Consider the following 14,173-nt stretch of genomic DNA (forward strand, 5'->3'; position numbering starts at 1 on the left):
GAAGGACAGGGCGGGGACCGACCCCGAACTGCCCGACCGCTCTGAGGAGCGATAAACGATGTTCGAGAGGTTCACCGACCGCGCGCGGCGGGTTGTCGTCCTGGCTCAGGAAGAAGCCCGGATGCTCAACCACAACTACATCGGCACCGAGCACATCCTCCTGGGCTTGATCCACGAGGGTGAGGGTGTCGCCGCTAAGGCCTTGGAGAGCCTCGGGATTTCGCTCGAGGCTGTTCGCCAGCAGGTTGAGGAGATCATCGGACAGGGGCAGCAGGCCCCTTCCGGCCACATCCCCTTCACCCCGCGGGCGAAGAAGGTCCTGGAGCTTTCGCTCCGAGAGGCCCTCCAGCTCGGCCACAACTACATCGGCACCGAGCACATCCTGCTCGGCCTCATTCGCGAGGGCGAGGGCGTCGCCGCCCAGGTCCTGGTGAAGCTGGGCGCCGATCTCAACCGAGTCCGGCAGCAGGTCATCCAGCTGCTCTCCGGCTACTCCGGCGGAGGCAAGGAGTCGGCCACGGCCGGCGGCCCGGCCGAGGGCACGCCCTCGACCTCGCTCGTCCTGGACCAGTTCGGCCGCAACCTCACCCAGGCTGCCCGCGAATCCAAGCTCGACCCGGTCATCGGGCGCGAGAAGGAGATCGAGCGGGTCATGCAGGTGCTGTCCCGCCGGACCAAGAACAACCCGGTCCTCATCGGCGAGCCCGGCGTCGGCAAGACCGCCGTCGTCGAGGGCCTGGCCCAGGCGATCGTCAAGGGCGAGGTGCCCGAGACCCTCAAGGACAAGCACCTCTACACCCTCGACCTGGGTGCACTGGTCGCCGGTTCCCGCTACCGCGGTGACTTCGAGGAGCGCCTCAAGAAGGTGCTCAAGGAGATCCGCACCCGCGGCGACATCATCCTGTTCATCGACGAGCTCCACACCCTCGTGGGTGCGGGTGCCGCCGAGGGCGCGATCGACGCCGCCAGCATCCTGAAGCCCATGCTGGCCCGTGGTGAGCTCCAGACCATCGGTGCCACGACGCTGGACGAGTACCGCAAGCACCTCGAGAAGGACGCCGCTCTCGAGCGGCGCTTCCAGCCGATCCAGGTGGCGGAGCCTTCCCTCCAGCACACCATCGAGATCCTCAAGGGCCTGCGCGACCGCTACGAGGCCCACCACCGCGTCTCCATCACGGACGAGGCCCTCGTGCAGGCGGCCACCCTGGCCGACCGGTACATCTCGGACCGCTTCCTCCCGGACAAGGCGATCGACCTGATCGACGAGGCCGGCTCCCGGATGCGCATCCGCCGGATGACCGCGCCGCCGGACCTCCGCGAGTTCGACGAGAAGATCGCGAACGTGCGTCGCGACAAGGAGTCGGCCATCGACTCCCAGGACTTCGAGAAGGCGGCTTCCCTCCGTGATTCGGAGAAGCAGCTGCTGGCGGCGAAGGCCAAGCGCGAGAAGGAATGGAAGGCCGGCGACATGGACGTCGTCGCCGAGGTCGACGGCGAGCTCATCGCCGAAGTCCTGGCGACCGCGACCGGCATTCCGGTCTTCAAGCTCACCGAGGAGGAGTCCTCGCGCCTGCTGCGCATGGAGGACGAGCTCCACCGACGCGTCATCGGCCAGAAGGACGCCATCAAGGCGCTCTCCCAGGCGATCCGCCGTACCCGTGCGGGTCTGAAGGACCCGAAGCGCCCGGGTGGCTCGTTCATCTTCGCCGGCCCGTCCGGTGTCGGTAAGACCGAGCTGTCCAAGACGCTCGCCGAATTCCTCTTCGGTGACGAGGACGCGCTGATCTCCCTCGACATGTCGGAGTTCAGCGAGAAGCACACGGTTTCCCGTCTCTTCGGTTCGCCCCCCGGCTACGTGGGCTACGAGGAGGGCGGCCAGCTGACCGAGAAGGTCCGCCGGAAGCCGTTCTCCGTCGTCCTCTTCGACGAGGTCGAGAAGGCGCACCCGGATATCTTCAATTCCCTTCTCCAGATCCTGGAAGACGGTCGCCTGACCGACTCCCAGGGCCGGGTCGTGGACTTCAAGAACACGGTCATCATCATGACGACCAACCTGGGTACGCGGGACATCTCGAAGGGCTTCAACCTCGGCTTCGCGGCCCAGGGAGACACGAAGACCGGATACGACCGGATGAAGGCGAAGGTCAACGAGGAGCTCAAGCAGCACTTCCGGCCCGAGTTCCTCAACCGTGTCGATGACACGGTCGTCTTCCACCAGCTCACCGAGGAAGACATCGTCCAGATCGTCGACCTGATGATCGCCAAGGTGGACGACCGCCTGAAGGACCGCGACATGGGCATCGAGCTCAGCGCCGAGGCGAAGGCACTGCTCGCCAAGCGCGGCTACGACCCGATCATGGGCGCGCGTCCGCTGCGTCGCACGATCCAGCGCGAGATCGAGGACATCCTGTCGGAGAAGATCCTCTTCGGCGAGCTGCGCCCCGGTCACATCGTGGTCGTCGGCAAGGAGGGTGAGGGCGAGGAAGCCAAGTTCACCTTCCGCGGCGAGGAGAAGTCGGCTCTGCCGGACCTCCCCCCGATCGAGGCCACGGGCTCCGGCCCGGACCTGTCGAAGGGTGCCTAGGCGCCAGTCGCCGACAGCAGTACGAAGGGGCGGCCCCGGAACCGAGAGGTTCCGGGGCCGCCCCTTCGTCGTGGGTCCCTTCGGCCGTGGGCCGGTCAGACGTCGTACGTCTGCGGCAGCCTCCGGATCCGCGCGTGCGGGAAGCGCCGGAGCATCCGCTCCTCGGCGTCCGGATCGCTTTCCTTGTCGTCGTCGTAGCACCACACCTTCCGCAGCGAGGGCAGGTCCGCGAACTCGGCGAGGCCCTCCAGCACGTCGGGGTGCACCTCGATCCCCCGCAGGTCCCGCAGTGCCGAGAGCTCCGCCCACGCGGCCTCCCCGGCGGGCCGCCAGTCGTAGCCCAGCCCCAGGTGCCGCAGGCTCCGCAGACGTCCCAGTCCCGCCAGATCCGGGGCGGTACCGGTCAGGTCGAGCGACTCGGGCCGGCACTCCTCGGAGAAGTCCCCGAAGGACCAGGGGCCGTTCCTGCCGGTCAGGCTGAACCTGCGCAGCCGGGGCCAGCTCGCGAGGGCCGGGCCGAGCGGTGTGGAGTTGTCGAGGGAGAGGGAGACCTCCTCCAGGGGCAGTCCGTGCAGTGCGCCCAGGTCGGACAGGTCCGTCCAGGCGTGGATCCGCAGCCGCCGCAGCGAGGTGTGGCCGCGCAGGAACTCCGCGTCGGCCCCGCCGGAGAAGCTCCACAGCGTCAGTCCCGCGACCGGCTGGCGGCCCAGCAGACGCGCCAGGGCGCTCCGGGACACCAGGTACCCGACGAACAGGTCGGGCGGGCCGGTGAAGCCGGTCAAAGCCGCGGCTTTGGCGTCCGAGTCGAGGACGAGCCCGGTGGGCGGCGGGTCCATCCTCGTGAGCACCTCGGCGGCGTACTGGTGGACGTCGAAGCGGTCCCACGCGGCGGTCAGGGTCTTGTGGACCCGTTCGTCGGCGTGCCGGGCGTAGCCGGCGAGGTAGCCGACGGCTGCTTCGCCCCCCGCCTCCGCGGCCGCGATCACTGACAGGTGGGCTCCGTAGCCGGCCTCCGTGTACCGCGGCAGCAGGTCCAGGACCAGTGGTCCGAGCCGGCCCAGCGTCCGTGCCGTGTCCTCGTCCTTCGGGGGGATGAGCCGGCGGGCGGCCGACCGGACGTCCTCGCGGAGCTCCGGTTCCAGCTCGGCCGCGTACTCCAGCGACGCCAGGGCCAGCAGGACCGCCCGGTCGGTGTCCCGGACCAGCAGGTCGCCGATGATCGCCGCGCGTTCGAGGGGACGGCCCTGGGCGACGGCCATGCGGATGACGTCCTCCCACTGGTCGTCGTCCGCGTGCCGGGTCAGTTCGCCGAGGCTGCCCTCGTCCAGGGCCGCCCGTGCCCCCAGGAAGTCCTGGAAGGTCCGGTGGACGAACTCCAGCGTGTCCTCCGTGGGGGCCCGCAGGAGGCCGGTCCGGTCCAGGAAGTGCCGCAGGACGGCCGGGGCGTCCCCCAGCGCCTGCGCGGCCGGTACGGAGGGCAGCGCGGCGGCGATCAGCCCTTCGGCCCGGCCGCGGCCGATCTCGGTGCGGCCGTTGCGGATGAGCCAGTACGCGAGCCGCTGGAGCAGCTGGAGCTGGGGCTCCTCGGCGACCTCGGGCAGGCGCAGCTCCCGCTCCCGGTCGCGGCGGTGCAGCAGCATCGACAGGGCTGCCGTGTAGAGCTCCTTGCGGCCCGAGGGCAGGAAGCCCCGGCGTTCGCGGTGCAGGGCGCAGATCAGTCCGCACAGCAGTGGGTTGGTGGCCAGCCGGGCCAGCTCCGGCTTGGTGGTCAGGGATTCCAGCAGCTGGTCGCGGAGCTCCTCGCCGGCCTCGGTCGCCGCGTGCCAGCGGGTGACGAAGGAGGCCACTGCGGCCCGGTTCATGGGGACGAGGGCCAGCTCGGTGAACTCCTCACCGGCCAGCCAGTCCTGGCGGACGGCCGAGGGCCGGGAGGCGACCAGCCAGCGGTTGCCCGGGTAGGCGGCGAAGAGGTCGACGAGCCAGTCGCGGGCGCGGGCCCGCTCGGGCTCCGGGATCTCGTCGATCCCGTCGATCAGGACCAGGCCGCGCCCCGCGTTCAGGACCCGGTCCTCCCAGCCCTCCGGGGACTGCCCCTTGAGCGCGGTGGCCGCCAGGAAGTCCTTGGCGGCGGGCAGCGGATCCCCGTACCGCGTCAGGGTCCGCAGGGGCAGTACGTACGGGACGAGACCGCCCTCGGTCGCACCGTCGCGGCTGGCGGCGACGGTCAGCTGCTGGATCAGGGTGGTCTTGCCGGAGCCGGCCTCGCCGCGCAGCAGGACGCGGCTGCGGTGGGTCAGTACCGCGTCGGCGGCGTCGGCGCGGTAGTGGGCCCAGCGCCCCAGCAAGGGCGGAGCGAGCCTGGCGGGGAAGGGGTCGTCGTGTTGGCGGGAGGCCGTCTCCAGGCCCACGTACGCCGCGTCCAGCGGCCAGCGCGCGGAGCCCGGGGGCAGGTCGAGCCCGAAGATCGTCAGGCTGCTGTGCCGTTTGACGAGGTAGGCCAGGTACCGGGCCTCGAACTCCGCGTCCCGGCCGTCCTGGCGGGGGATCCGGGCGAGCAGCGCATCGATCTTGGCGATCGTCTCGGCCTGGCGGCGGGCGATTTCGACCAGGGCCCGCGGGATGTAGGTGGAGCGGGTCGTGAAGAAGTTCAGGATGTGCAGGCAGGTGGTCTCCAGCAGCCGGTCGTGGAAGAGCTGCGCGTCGCGCCCCAGGCCCGTGGCGGGCGCGGCCCCGCGCAGTTCGGCGGCGAAGGCCCGGGGGCCCATCTCGACCGCCTGGGCGTCCTCCAGCGTGATGTCCCCCAGCGCGTGGAGGGTGACGGCCAGCGCGGTGGCGACGCCGGCCTCCTCGTCCGGCGGCAGTGGCTGCTCGCCGGGGGCCTGTAACGCCTCCGCGACCAGCTTGCCGGAGAGGCGGCGCAGATCGTCGCGGGACAGCACGCGCTGCTCGCGCGGGGAGAGGTACGAGGTGATCCGCACGGGCCGGTCCACGAGGCCGGCGCCCGCACCTTCCCCGCGGAAGAGCTTCTTCACGAGAGGGGTCACGACCCCCGAGGCCAGCCGGATCCCCACCACGGATGCGTCCACGAGCGGTGAGCGTAGCTCCCGGCGGAACGGACCGCAGGGCTTTGGTCCCGGCGGGCGTCCGCAGAGGTCCCGGGGCGGTGACAAGCCGCACAGGGCAAATCGGACCTACTAGGAGCATTCGTAGAACTTGGTGTCCGATTTGCCCTACCCCGAACCCAGTAAGGGAGCGGTCAACAGGCCTGACAGCCCTCGTGGCACCTACGAGCCCGGGTAGTACCTGCGGGGTTTGGGGAAGCCGGGGGCCCCGGGTTACCAAGGATGGGCAAGCAGGCCCGGCACCCGCTCAGCGTGCCGGGTCCTTTCTTGCCCGAAGCCACTTCGGTACCGGCAGTACCCGCGGTACCGGCAGTACCCCCGCAGTACCCGCAGTACCCCCGCAGTACCCGCCGTACCCGCAGCACCGTCCCCGTCCCCCGCCCCGGAGGTCTCCTTCATGTCCGCGAAGCGCGTCAGCACCCGTCGTACCCGCATAGCCCTCGGCGCCAGCGCCCTCGGCGCGGCCCTGGCTCTCGGGGCCGGGACGACCGCCGCCTTCGCCGACGAGGCCCAGACCGCCCTGACCGGCACCGCCGGGCTCGTGTCCGAGCAGGCCGGCGCCCAGGCCGCGGCCGTCGCCGCGAAGCCGGCCGCCCTGTGGGAGAAGCCGGTGTCGAAGTACACGCTCTCCGCGACCTTCGGCAAGGGCGGCACCATGTGGTCGCACAAGCACTCCGGCCAGGACTTCGCCGTTCCGGTCGGCACCGGGGTCGACGCCGTCTCGGCGGGCACCGTCGTCAAGGCCGGCCCGAACGGTGGCGGCGACGGCCCGGCCTACGGCAACGCCGTCGTGATCAAGCACGCGAACAACACGTACTCGCAGTACGCGCACCTCTCCAGGATCCAGGTCAAGATCGGCCAGAAGGTCTCGAAGGGCCAGCGGATCGCCCTCTCCGGCAACACCGGCAATTCGAGCGGCCCGCACCTCCACTTCGAGATCCGGACCACCCCGAACTACGGCTCGGCCGTGAACCCGGTGGCCTTCCTGCGCCAGGTCGGCGTCTCCGTCTGATCCAGGCCGGGAACGTCCGGGATCAGAACAGCAGCCAGGATCCGAACGGCCTGATGGACGGGTCGAGCTTGCCCGGCTGCTGGTTGAGGACCTGCTCCGGCGACAGCGCGATCCGGTAGACGCGCACGGTGTCCATGGCCCCGGTCCACCCGCCGGTCCACTTGTCCTGCGCGCGGGTCCGGCCCAGCTCCAGCGAGCCGGGGGCCCGGAAGAGGGTGGGCACCGGAGTTTCGCCGGCCGCCTTGCCGTTGATGTACAGGGAGATCTTCTTGGCCTTGGCGTCGTAGGTGCCGGTCAACTCCGTCAGGGTGTTGTCCACCTTGCGGCCCTCGGCCACCACCGTCTTGGTGGTGGCGTCCGTGCCCGCCGCGTCCGTCTGGACCCGGAAGATCCACACCTGCTTGCCGTTCACCTCGTCCGAGCCCAGCTCGAAGGAGAACGTCTTCTGGTTGCCCTGGCTGACGGCGATCTGCCGCCCCTTGGGGGCGCTGTTCGAGACGCGGGCCGAGACGGTGAAGCTCTTGGCCACGTCGATCAGGGCCTTCTCGGACTCGGCGTAGGAGTTCTCGCCGCCCGTCGTACGGAACTCGAAGCGCTTGTCGACGGCGACCACGGACGCCTCCGAGCCCATCTTCAGATGCGACTTGCCGCTGCGGTCGCGCAGCTGGGTCGGGTCGCCCGCCACGGTCGGGGCGTCCGCCGCGGGCTTGGAGCCGCCGCCCGACGGCGAGGGGGAGGGCGGGGCCGGGGACGAGGCGCTCGGCTTGGCGTCGTCGGTGCTCCCGCCGGATCCGAGCAGTGCGTAGGCTCCGCCACCGGCCAGCAGGGCCAGTACGGTCACCCCGCCGCCGATCGCCCACATCCGCTTGCGGCGCCGCTCCCGGGCCGCCCCGTCGGCCAGCGCGGCCCAGTCCGGCTCGTCGGCCGGCGGCTGGTACTGCGTCGGGAACGGTGTGCCCGGGCCCTGCTCGAAGGGTGCCTGCTCAAAGGGTGCCTGCTGGTATGGCCCCTGCTGGTACGGGCCCGCCTGCGGGTAGCCGTACCCGGCGGGCTGCTCCGCCGGGCCACCGGGCGGCGGGCCGAAGCCGCCGGGGGCGGGCGGGTAGCCGTAGCCCCCGGCCCCGGGCTGCTGCCCGGGCTGCGGATAGCCGTACCCGTCGGCGGGTACCTGCCCCTGGGGGTAGCCGTAGCCGCCGTTGTCGGGGGCGCCGGGCTCGGGCTGGGGGCTGTGCGGGCGATCCGTACCGTCAGTCATGCGTCGGATGCTAAAACATCGCCGCCGGCAATCGAACAGCCGATGGGTCCTAGTCCGTCCGGTGGACGATCGGGAAGCTCCCCGTAGCCGTCGGCGCGTGCTCCGGAAGCCACAGCACGGCCACCGCTCCCGCCGCCGCGCCCTCGGGCAGGAAGCTGCCCGGAGCCGCCACGTTGCGGAAGGTCAGCCGGGCGCCCAGCACCCGGGCCTGCCCCTCCGCGATGGTCAGCCCGAGCCCGTGGCCCACCCCGGCGCGGTCCGTGGACCCGGTACGGAACCGGCTCGGGCCCTCGCGCAGCAGAGCCTCGGGGAAACCCGGCCCGTGGTCCCGGATCCGGACGACCCGGCCTTCGACGTCGACCTGGACCGGCGCCTGCCCGTACCGCGCGGCATTGGCGAGGAGGTTGCCGAGGATCCGCTCCAGGCGACGCGGATCGGTGCTGACGATCTCGTCGGCGACGATCCGTACGCTCGCCTCCGGCATCAGCGAGGAGACCCGGCGGCTGACGAACTCGCCGAGGGCCACCTCCTGGAGCTCCGCGCGCTCGGAAGCGCTGTCCAGCCGGGCCACCTCCAGCACGTCCTCGACCAGTGCCCGCAGCGCCTGCGCGCGGTCCCGTACGAGCTCGGTCGGCCGGCCCGGAGGCAGCAGTTCCGCCGCCGTGAGCAGGCCCGTCACCGGGGTGCGCAGCTCGTGCGCGATATCGGCGGTCACCCGCCGCTCCGCCTCGAGCCGCTGCTGGAGCGCGTCCGCCATCGCGTCGACGGCCCGTGCGAGGTCGTCGGTCTCGTCGCGTACGACGCCCCCGACCGCGTCCCGCACCCGTACCTCGGGGTCCCCGTGCGCCACCCGCTGCGCGGCGGCCGCCGCCTTGCGCAGCCGGCGCGAGATCTGGCCGCCGATGAGCACGCCGAGCGCCGAGCCGCCGATCACGACGGCGAGGGAACCGACGACCAGAGCCCGGTCCAGGTCGTGCAGCATGTTGGCGCTCTCCCGGAACGGGCTGTTCAGCGACAGCACCTGCCCGTTGCCGAGCGGTACCGCCGCCCACACCTGGGGCAGTCCGCGCGGGTTTTCCTGGATGAAGGTGCCGCGCCGCCCGGACCGGGCCTTCTCGCGCAGGACCGGGGGCAGTTCGGGGTCGTTGAGCTTGGCGCCCATCTGGGGTTTGCGGCCGGCCTCGGCGGTGCGCGAGATGAACTGCACCCGGTCCAGCTGGACCTCGCGGGCGCTCTCCAGCATCGACACGCGGGCAGCACTGTGCACCACCAGGCTCAGTGCGACGGCGGTCAGCGCGCCCACGGAAGCGATGGCGAGCGTGATCTTCCAGCGGATCCCGGTCCGCAGGGTGAACCGCTTCATTCAGCCTTCATCCCCGTGTTCGCCCCCCGCTCTCGTTCTTCTCAAGGCATCAGGCCTTCAGCTTGTATCCGAAACCGCGGACCGTCTCGATCCGGTCCTGCCCGATCTTGGTGCGCAGCCGCTGGACGTGGACGTCCACGACGCGGGTGTCGCCACCCCAGTCGTAGTCCCACACCCGCTCCAGCAGCCGGTCGCGCGAGAGCACGGTGCCGGGGGAGGTGGAGAACTCCAGCAGCAGCCGCATCTCGGTGGGCGTCAGCGCCACCGAGGCACCCGCCTTGTGCACCTCCATGCCCTCCGTGTCGACCTCCAGGTCGCCGAAGACCAGGACCCCGCGCTCGCCCGAGGCGTCGTCCTCGGTCCCGCCGCCGCCCTGCGGGCCGCCGGCGTGGCCGAAGCGGCGCAGCACCGCGCGGATCCGGGCGACGAGGACGGAGCCGTCGAAGGGCTTGGTGACGTAGTCGTCGGCGCCGGCCTCCAGGCCCAGGACCACGTCGATGGAGTCGGCGCGCGCCGACAGCATGATGACGGGGACGGTGGACTCGTCGCGGATGCGGCGGCACAGGCTCACGCCGTCCATCCCGGGCACCATCACGTCCAGCAGGGCGATGTCGGGCCGGTCGGCGCGGAACGACTCCAGTCCGGAGAGGCCGTCGGGCATGGCCGTGACCACGAACCCGTCGCGTTCCAGCGCCAGGGTCGTGGCCTCACGGATGACGTCGTCGTCCTCCACGAACAGGACATGGGTCTCGGCCATTCGGGAGCCTCGCCTCGCCTCGGTACTCGGTGCTCTTCGTTTCTGTTCCGCTGCCCGTCCGGGGTCAGCCCTTCGGGCTGACGGCCGGGGCGGGGGCCGCTCCACCGTCGACCACATTGCTGTAGTCGGTGTGCACCCGGTCCTGCTCGGTGAACTTCTCCCCGTTCCAGCGGTAGGTGATCAGGTCCTCCCCGGACGGGTAGGAGAGCGCGTCGCTCTTCCCGTAGACCGGCTTGGTGAGGACCAGGTCGCCCCGGTCGATCTCGGCGTAGACGGGCGGCTGCTCGTCCGAGAACACATTCTCGTACGTGTCCCCCTCCGCGCGGTACACGAACGAACCGCGGCCCAGCGCGTCGGCGCAGGACAGGACGTTGATGACGATGTCGACCGCCGGCCCGCCGGTGACCTTCCCGTAGCTGACGTCCACCGGGTACTCCTTGCCCGAGCAGGGCTTCAGATCCCGTTTGATCTCGGCGCCGACCTTCGGGTCGGCCTTGAGGATCGCGACCGGGTCGACCTTCGTGCCGGCCTTGCCGGAGGACTGGGGGACCCGCCCGGTGGCGGCGCCGTCGTGCTCGGAGGGCGCGGGGGACGGCGCGCCGGTCTTGGCCACCGACTCGGTGCGGGCCGGGCCGCCGTCCCGCAGCCCCGTGCCCCCCGTGGAGCAGCCGGCCGCGAACAGCACGGTGCCGGCGAGGACGACCGTCCCCGCCGACATGAGTACCACCGAGCTCCTGCCGCTCAGTCTTGGGCCAGTTAGGCCGCGCACCGCTCACGCCCCTCGTACCGGATGGTGTGGTCACCGCGCTCCAGCGCGCGCATGTCCAGGTCCCGGCTCTCCAGTTCCTGCCGGAGCCGGGCCAGTGCGCGGTGCAGAGTGCTCTTCACGGTTCCCGCCGACATGCCGAGCGCCGCTGCCGTCTCCTCGGTGCTCATCTGCTCCCAGTGTCGCAGCACCACCACGCTGCGCTGCTTGGGCGCGAGCACCTTGAGGATGTCCATCAGCAGGGCGCGGTCGGCGCGCTGGTCCGAGCCGTCCTCGACGCGGGCGTCGGGGAGCTGCTCGGTGGGAACCTCTTCGAGCTTGCGGGCGCGCCACCACTCGGTGCGCGTGTTGATCATGACACGGCGCAGGTAGGCGTCGGCGAGGGACTTGTCGGCGATGCCGTCCCAGCGGCCGTAGGTGCGGACGAGGGCGGTCTGCAGGAGGTCCTGGGCGTCGGTCGGGTCCGGAACCAGGCGACGGGCACTGCGCAGCAGCGCGTCCTGCCGGGTGCGTACGTACTCTTCGAATTCGAGTACCTCGCCGTGCGCCATCTCAGACCGCCTCCGTTCCGACCAAACCGTTCATCCGCTGCCTTACGGATCCGACGGTACGGAGGCGTTGTCACGGGCCTGTGCGGGTCAGCCTTCGGTGGGCGCACGGACACCCATAGGTTGTGTAACAGTGCCCGTGAGCTGCGGTTTCCCCGAATAAAGCGGAATGCCTGACTCAGCCTCAGGGGCCTGCCCGGCCGCCGGGGCGGGCCCGGCCGGAAGCCGGTACATCTGGCCCGCCAGCGGCTCCACGAGGCCGTCCGAGACCAGCCCGTCCAGCGCGCGGGCCCGCTGCACGGGCTCGTCCCAGACGGTGTCGAGGACGGACCGCGGCACCGCGCCGACCGCCTCTCGCAGCACCGCGAGGAGTTTGCCGCGCACCTGCCGGTCCGTTCCGGCGTACGTCTGCCCGCGCCGCGGCGGGCCCTCGTGCGCGGGCTTCCCGGCGAGCCGCCACGCGCACAGCGAGGCGACGGGGCAACTCCCGCAGTCCGGGGTCCTGGCCGTGCACACCAGGGCCCCGAGCTCCATGGAGGCGGCGGCCCAGCGGGCAGCGGTGTCCTCGTCCTCGGGGAGCAGGGCCCGCGCCAGGCGCCGTTCGGCGGCGGTCGTGGCGTTCGGCGGGTACTCGACCCCGGTCGCGGTGCGCGCGAAGACCCGGCGCACGTTGGTGTCGAGGACCGCGTGCCGCTGTCCGTACGCGAAGGAGGCGACGGCGGCCGCCGTGTACTCGCCGATCCCGGGCAGGGCCAGCAGCTGCGCGTGCTCGCGCGGTACGTCGCCCCCGTGCCGCTCCGTTATGGCGGCGGCCGCGCCGTGCAGGCGCAGGGCCCGGCGCGGATAGCCGAGCCGCCCCCAGGCGCGTACGGCCTCACCGGGGGCGTCGGCGGCGAGGTCGGCGGGACGGGGCCAGCGGGCGAGCCACTGCTCGTAGACCGGCAGGACCCTGTTGACGGGGGTCTGCTGGAGCATGAACTCGCTGACCATCACCCCCCAGGGGCCGGCCTCGGGGCGGCGCCAGGGCAGGTCGCGGGCGTGTGCTTCGAACCACGCGATGACGGGGGAGTGCAGCGCGGCGGCGGGAATGGTTGCAGTCATGGCAGACGGCATCCTGGCACGTTTCGCGGTCAGCGTGCCGGGCCCGGGCCGGTGATCAGGACAGCGGCGCGCCCGCCTCCGGCCCGTACGGCGGTGACGACCTTGGCGGTCGGGCCAGTGAGCGCGAGGACGGCGAGGGGGGCGAGGCTCGCGCCCAGCAGCAGGCCCATGGCCACGTCGTGCGGGTAGTGGACGCCGACGAAGACGCGGGAGAAGGCCATCAGCAGCGCGAGCGGAACGGTCAGCAGTGCGAGGCGGGGAACGGCCAGGGCCAGGACGACGGCGGCTGCGCCCGCGATGACGGAGTGGTTGCTGGGGAAGGACCAGTCGCCGGTGGCCGGGCACGTGACCAGCGAGGCCGCCGCTCCTGCCACGGCCCGGCAGGGGCGCTCCTCGTCGACGCTGGACTTCACCAGCTCGGAGGCGACGTAGGCGAGGGCGGTGGCGAGCGGGGCGAGCAGCGCGAGCGCCGCCGTGCGGGGGTCGCGGGCGCCCCGCGAGCGCCACCACACGGATATGAAGAGGGCGCCGAAGACGAACAGTCCGTACTCCGTCCAGAACTCGAACGCCGATTGCACCCAGGCAGGGGTCGAGTGGGCGAAATCGGTGACGTCGAGGTAGAGGCCGGAGCTGTCCATGGTGACCGACGGTATCCAAAACGGAATAACGTCCTCATCAGACTCCTGGCTGATTCCGGACGCTACCGGATCCCCCCGCAGGATGATCATCGGCAAAACAAGCCGGGTGCGCGGCATGTGGGGCACTGATCGCGCCACGAACTCTCGTAAAGTTCCGTCCGTGGGATCTCTGCGCAAACCGGTCGGGCCGCTCCCCTCCTCCATCTACTGGCGACGGAGGGCCGTGCTGGCGTCCGTCGCCGCGCTCCTCGCGCTCCTCGCCGTATGGACCGTCAGTTCCGGCGGGGGGAAGTCGAGTACCAACGGCAAGAACCAGGGCGGCTCCGGACCCGCCACCCAGATCACCCCGGGCCCCTCCGGGTCCGGCCCGGCGATCAGTCAGGCCCCGGGCGGGCGTGGGGGGTCGGGCTCGGGCGGCGGCGGTACGGGCGGCGGCACGGGCACGAGCCCCGATCCCGGCGCGAGCTCCGGCACGGGCAAGAACGGTGAGCCGGGCAGCGAGCCGGGCTCCGCGGACCAGGGTGGCGCGGGCGGATCCGGCGCCGCCCAGGTCGTCCCGGCGGACTCCCCGGTGCCCACGTGCGCGCCGAGTGCGCTGCAGTGGGAGGTCAGGAGCGTGAAGAACGAGTACGAGGCGAGCGAGAAGCCGCGCCTCGAACTCCTCGCGCGCAACGTCTCCGGTACGACCTGCAAGGTCGATCTCGGCCCGAAGCAGGCCGTGCTGACCATCACTCAGGCGAGCAACGCCAAGCCGGTCTGGTCCTCCTCGGACTGTCCGGCGGGCGCGGGCAACGTGTTCTTCCGGGTGGCCGCGCAGGGCGAGACGAAGCAATCGCTGGAATGGGACCGCCACTTCAGTGCGGCGGACCAGTGCCAGACGCCTCCGGCGGGGGTGGCGGCGGCGGACACCTACGTGGTCGAGGTCAAGTCCCCGGGGATGCAGGTGGCGCGGACCTCGTTCGTCCTGAAGCAGGAGTAACCGGCCCGGCGCCGTCGCCTGGGGCTCTGTCCCCGGACCCCGCGGGGT

11 protein-coding genes are annotated in these 14,173 nt (G+C 71.6%); 3 read left to right on the forward strand and 8 right to left on the reverse strand.

The window, feature by feature from the left end:
- The first annotated feature begins 58 nt into the window (after window positions 1-58).
- Entirely contained in the window at window positions 59-2,584 is a 2,526-nt protein-coding gene (locus tag OG389_RS21710) for an ATP-dependent Clp protease ATP-binding subunit (RefSeq protein ID WP_328300130.1), read from the forward strand.
- Window positions 2,585-2,679: 95 nt separating this feature from the next.
- On the opposite strand, the gene OG389_RS21715 is transcribed toward OG389_RS21710, so the two are convergent.
- The gene (locus tag OG389_RS21715; protein ID WP_328300131.1) at window positions 2,680-5,670 is read right to left on the reverse strand and encodes an NACHT domain-containing protein; all 2,991 of its coding nucleotides are present in this window, start codon (window positions 5,668-5,670) and stop codon (window positions 2,680-2,682) included.
- 433 nt (window positions 5,671-6,103) lie between these two features.
- Between OG389_RS21715 and OG389_RS21720 the strand changes: the two genes are divergently transcribed.
- A complete protein-coding gene (locus OG389_RS21720; RefSeq protein WP_328300132.1) occupies window positions 6,104-6,718 on the forward strand; it encodes a M23 family metallopeptidase in 615 nt (204 codons plus the stop codon).
- A 22-nt stretch (window positions 6,719-6,740) separates the two neighbouring features.
- Here OG389_RS21720 and OG389_RS21725 read toward each other — a convergent pair whose 3' ends face one another.
- The 7 genes from OG389_RS21725 to OG389_RS21755 form a co-directional block, all read right to left on the reverse strand.
- Window positions 6,741-7,973 (reverse strand): LamG domain-containing protein, encoded by a 1,233-nt coding sequence (locus OG389_RS21725; protein WP_328300133.1) that lies wholly within the window; start codon window positions 7,971-7,973, stop codon window positions 6,741-6,743.
- Window positions 7,974-8,022: 49 nt separating this feature from the next.
- Complete coding sequence (gene cseC / locus OG389_RS21730) at window positions 8,023-9,336, reverse strand: two-component system sensor histidine kinase CseC (protein WP_328300134.1); 1,314 nt, start codon at window positions 9,334-9,336, stop codon at window positions 8,023-8,025.
- A gap of 49 nt (window positions 9,337-9,385) precedes the next feature.
- Window positions 9,386-10,093, reverse strand: coding sequence for a two-component system response regulator CseB (gene cseB, locus OG389_RS21735; protein WP_328300135.1), 708 nt, complete (start codon window positions 10,091-10,093; stop codon window positions 9,386-9,388).
- 64 nt (window positions 10,094-10,157) lie between these two features.
- Window positions 10,158-10,811, reverse strand: coding sequence for a hypothetical protein (locus OG389_RS21740; RefSeq protein ID WP_328300136.1), 654 nt, complete (start codon window positions 10,809-10,811; stop codon window positions 10,158-10,160).
- A gap of 38 nt (window positions 10,812-10,849) precedes the next feature.
- The gene (locus tag OG389_RS21745; protein WP_328300137.1) at window positions 10,850-11,410 is read right to left on the reverse strand and encodes a SigE family RNA polymerase sigma factor; all 561 of its coding nucleotides are present in this window, start codon (window positions 11,408-11,410) and stop codon (window positions 10,850-10,852) included.
- An 87-nt stretch (window positions 11,411-11,497) separates the two neighbouring features.
- Window positions 11,498-12,508 (reverse strand): A/G-specific adenine glycosylase, encoded by a 1,011-nt coding sequence (locus tag OG389_RS21750; protein WP_328300138.1) that lies wholly within the window; start codon window positions 12,506-12,508, stop codon window positions 11,498-11,500.
- 29 nt (window positions 12,509-12,537) lie between these two features.
- Window positions 12,538-13,146, reverse strand: a complete 609-nt coding sequence (locus tag OG389_RS21755; protein ID WP_328300139.1) for a phosphatase PAP2 family protein — start codon at window positions 13,144-13,146, stop codon at window positions 12,538-12,540.
- A 160-nt stretch (window positions 13,147-13,306) separates the two neighbouring features.
- On the opposite strand from OG389_RS21755, the gene OG389_RS21760 reads away from it, so the two are divergent.
- On the forward strand, window positions 13,307-14,125 hold the full coding sequence (locus OG389_RS21760; RefSeq protein WP_328300140.1) for a hypothetical protein: 819 nt from the start codon (window positions 13,307-13,309) through the stop codon (window positions 14,123-14,125).
- Window positions 14,126-14,173: the final 48 nt, after the last annotated feature.

The sequence above is a fragment of the Streptomyces sp. NBC_00435 genome (assembly GCF_036014235.1).
Lineage (GTDB): Bacteria > Actinomycetota > Actinomycetes > Streptomycetales > Streptomycetaceae > Streptomyces.

Bases quoted from the DNA above. Each gene is read 5' to 3' on its own strand.
- cseC (WP_328300134.1), bottom strand. From the start codon at position 9,336: ATGAAGCGGTTCACCCTGCGGACCGGGATCCGCTGGAAGATCACGCTC.
- OG389_RS21755 (WP_328300139.1), bottom strand. From the start codon at position 13,146: ATGGACAGCTCCGGCCTCTACCTCGACGTCACCGATTTCGCCCACTCG.
- OG389_RS21745 (WP_328300137.1), bottom strand. From the start codon at position 11,410: ATGGCGCACGGCGAGGTACTCGAATTCGAAGAGTACGTACGCACCCGG.
- OG389_RS21725 (WP_328300133.1), bottom strand. From the start codon at position 7,973: ATGACTGACGGTACGGATCGCCCGCACAGCCCCCAGCCCGAGCCCGGC.
- OG389_RS21720 (WP_328300132.1), top strand. From the start codon at position 6,104: ATGTCCGCGAAGCGCGTCAGCACCCGTCGTACCCGCATAGCCCTCGGC.
- OG389_RS21740 (WP_328300136.1), bottom strand. From the start codon at position 10,811: ATGTCGGCGGGGACGGTCGTCCTCGCCGGCACCGTGCTGTTCGCGGCC.
- OG389_RS21710 (WP_328300130.1), top strand. From the start codon at position 59: ATGTTCGAGAGGTTCACCGACCGCGCGCGGCGGGTTGTCGTCCTGGCT.
- OG389_RS21750 (WP_328300138.1), bottom strand. From the start codon at position 12,508: ATGACTGCAACCATTCCCGCCGCCGCGCTGCACTCCCCCGTCATCGCG.
- cseB (WP_328300135.1), bottom strand. From the start codon at position 10,093: ATGGCCGAGACCCATGTCCTGTTCGTGGAGGACGACGACGTCATCCGT.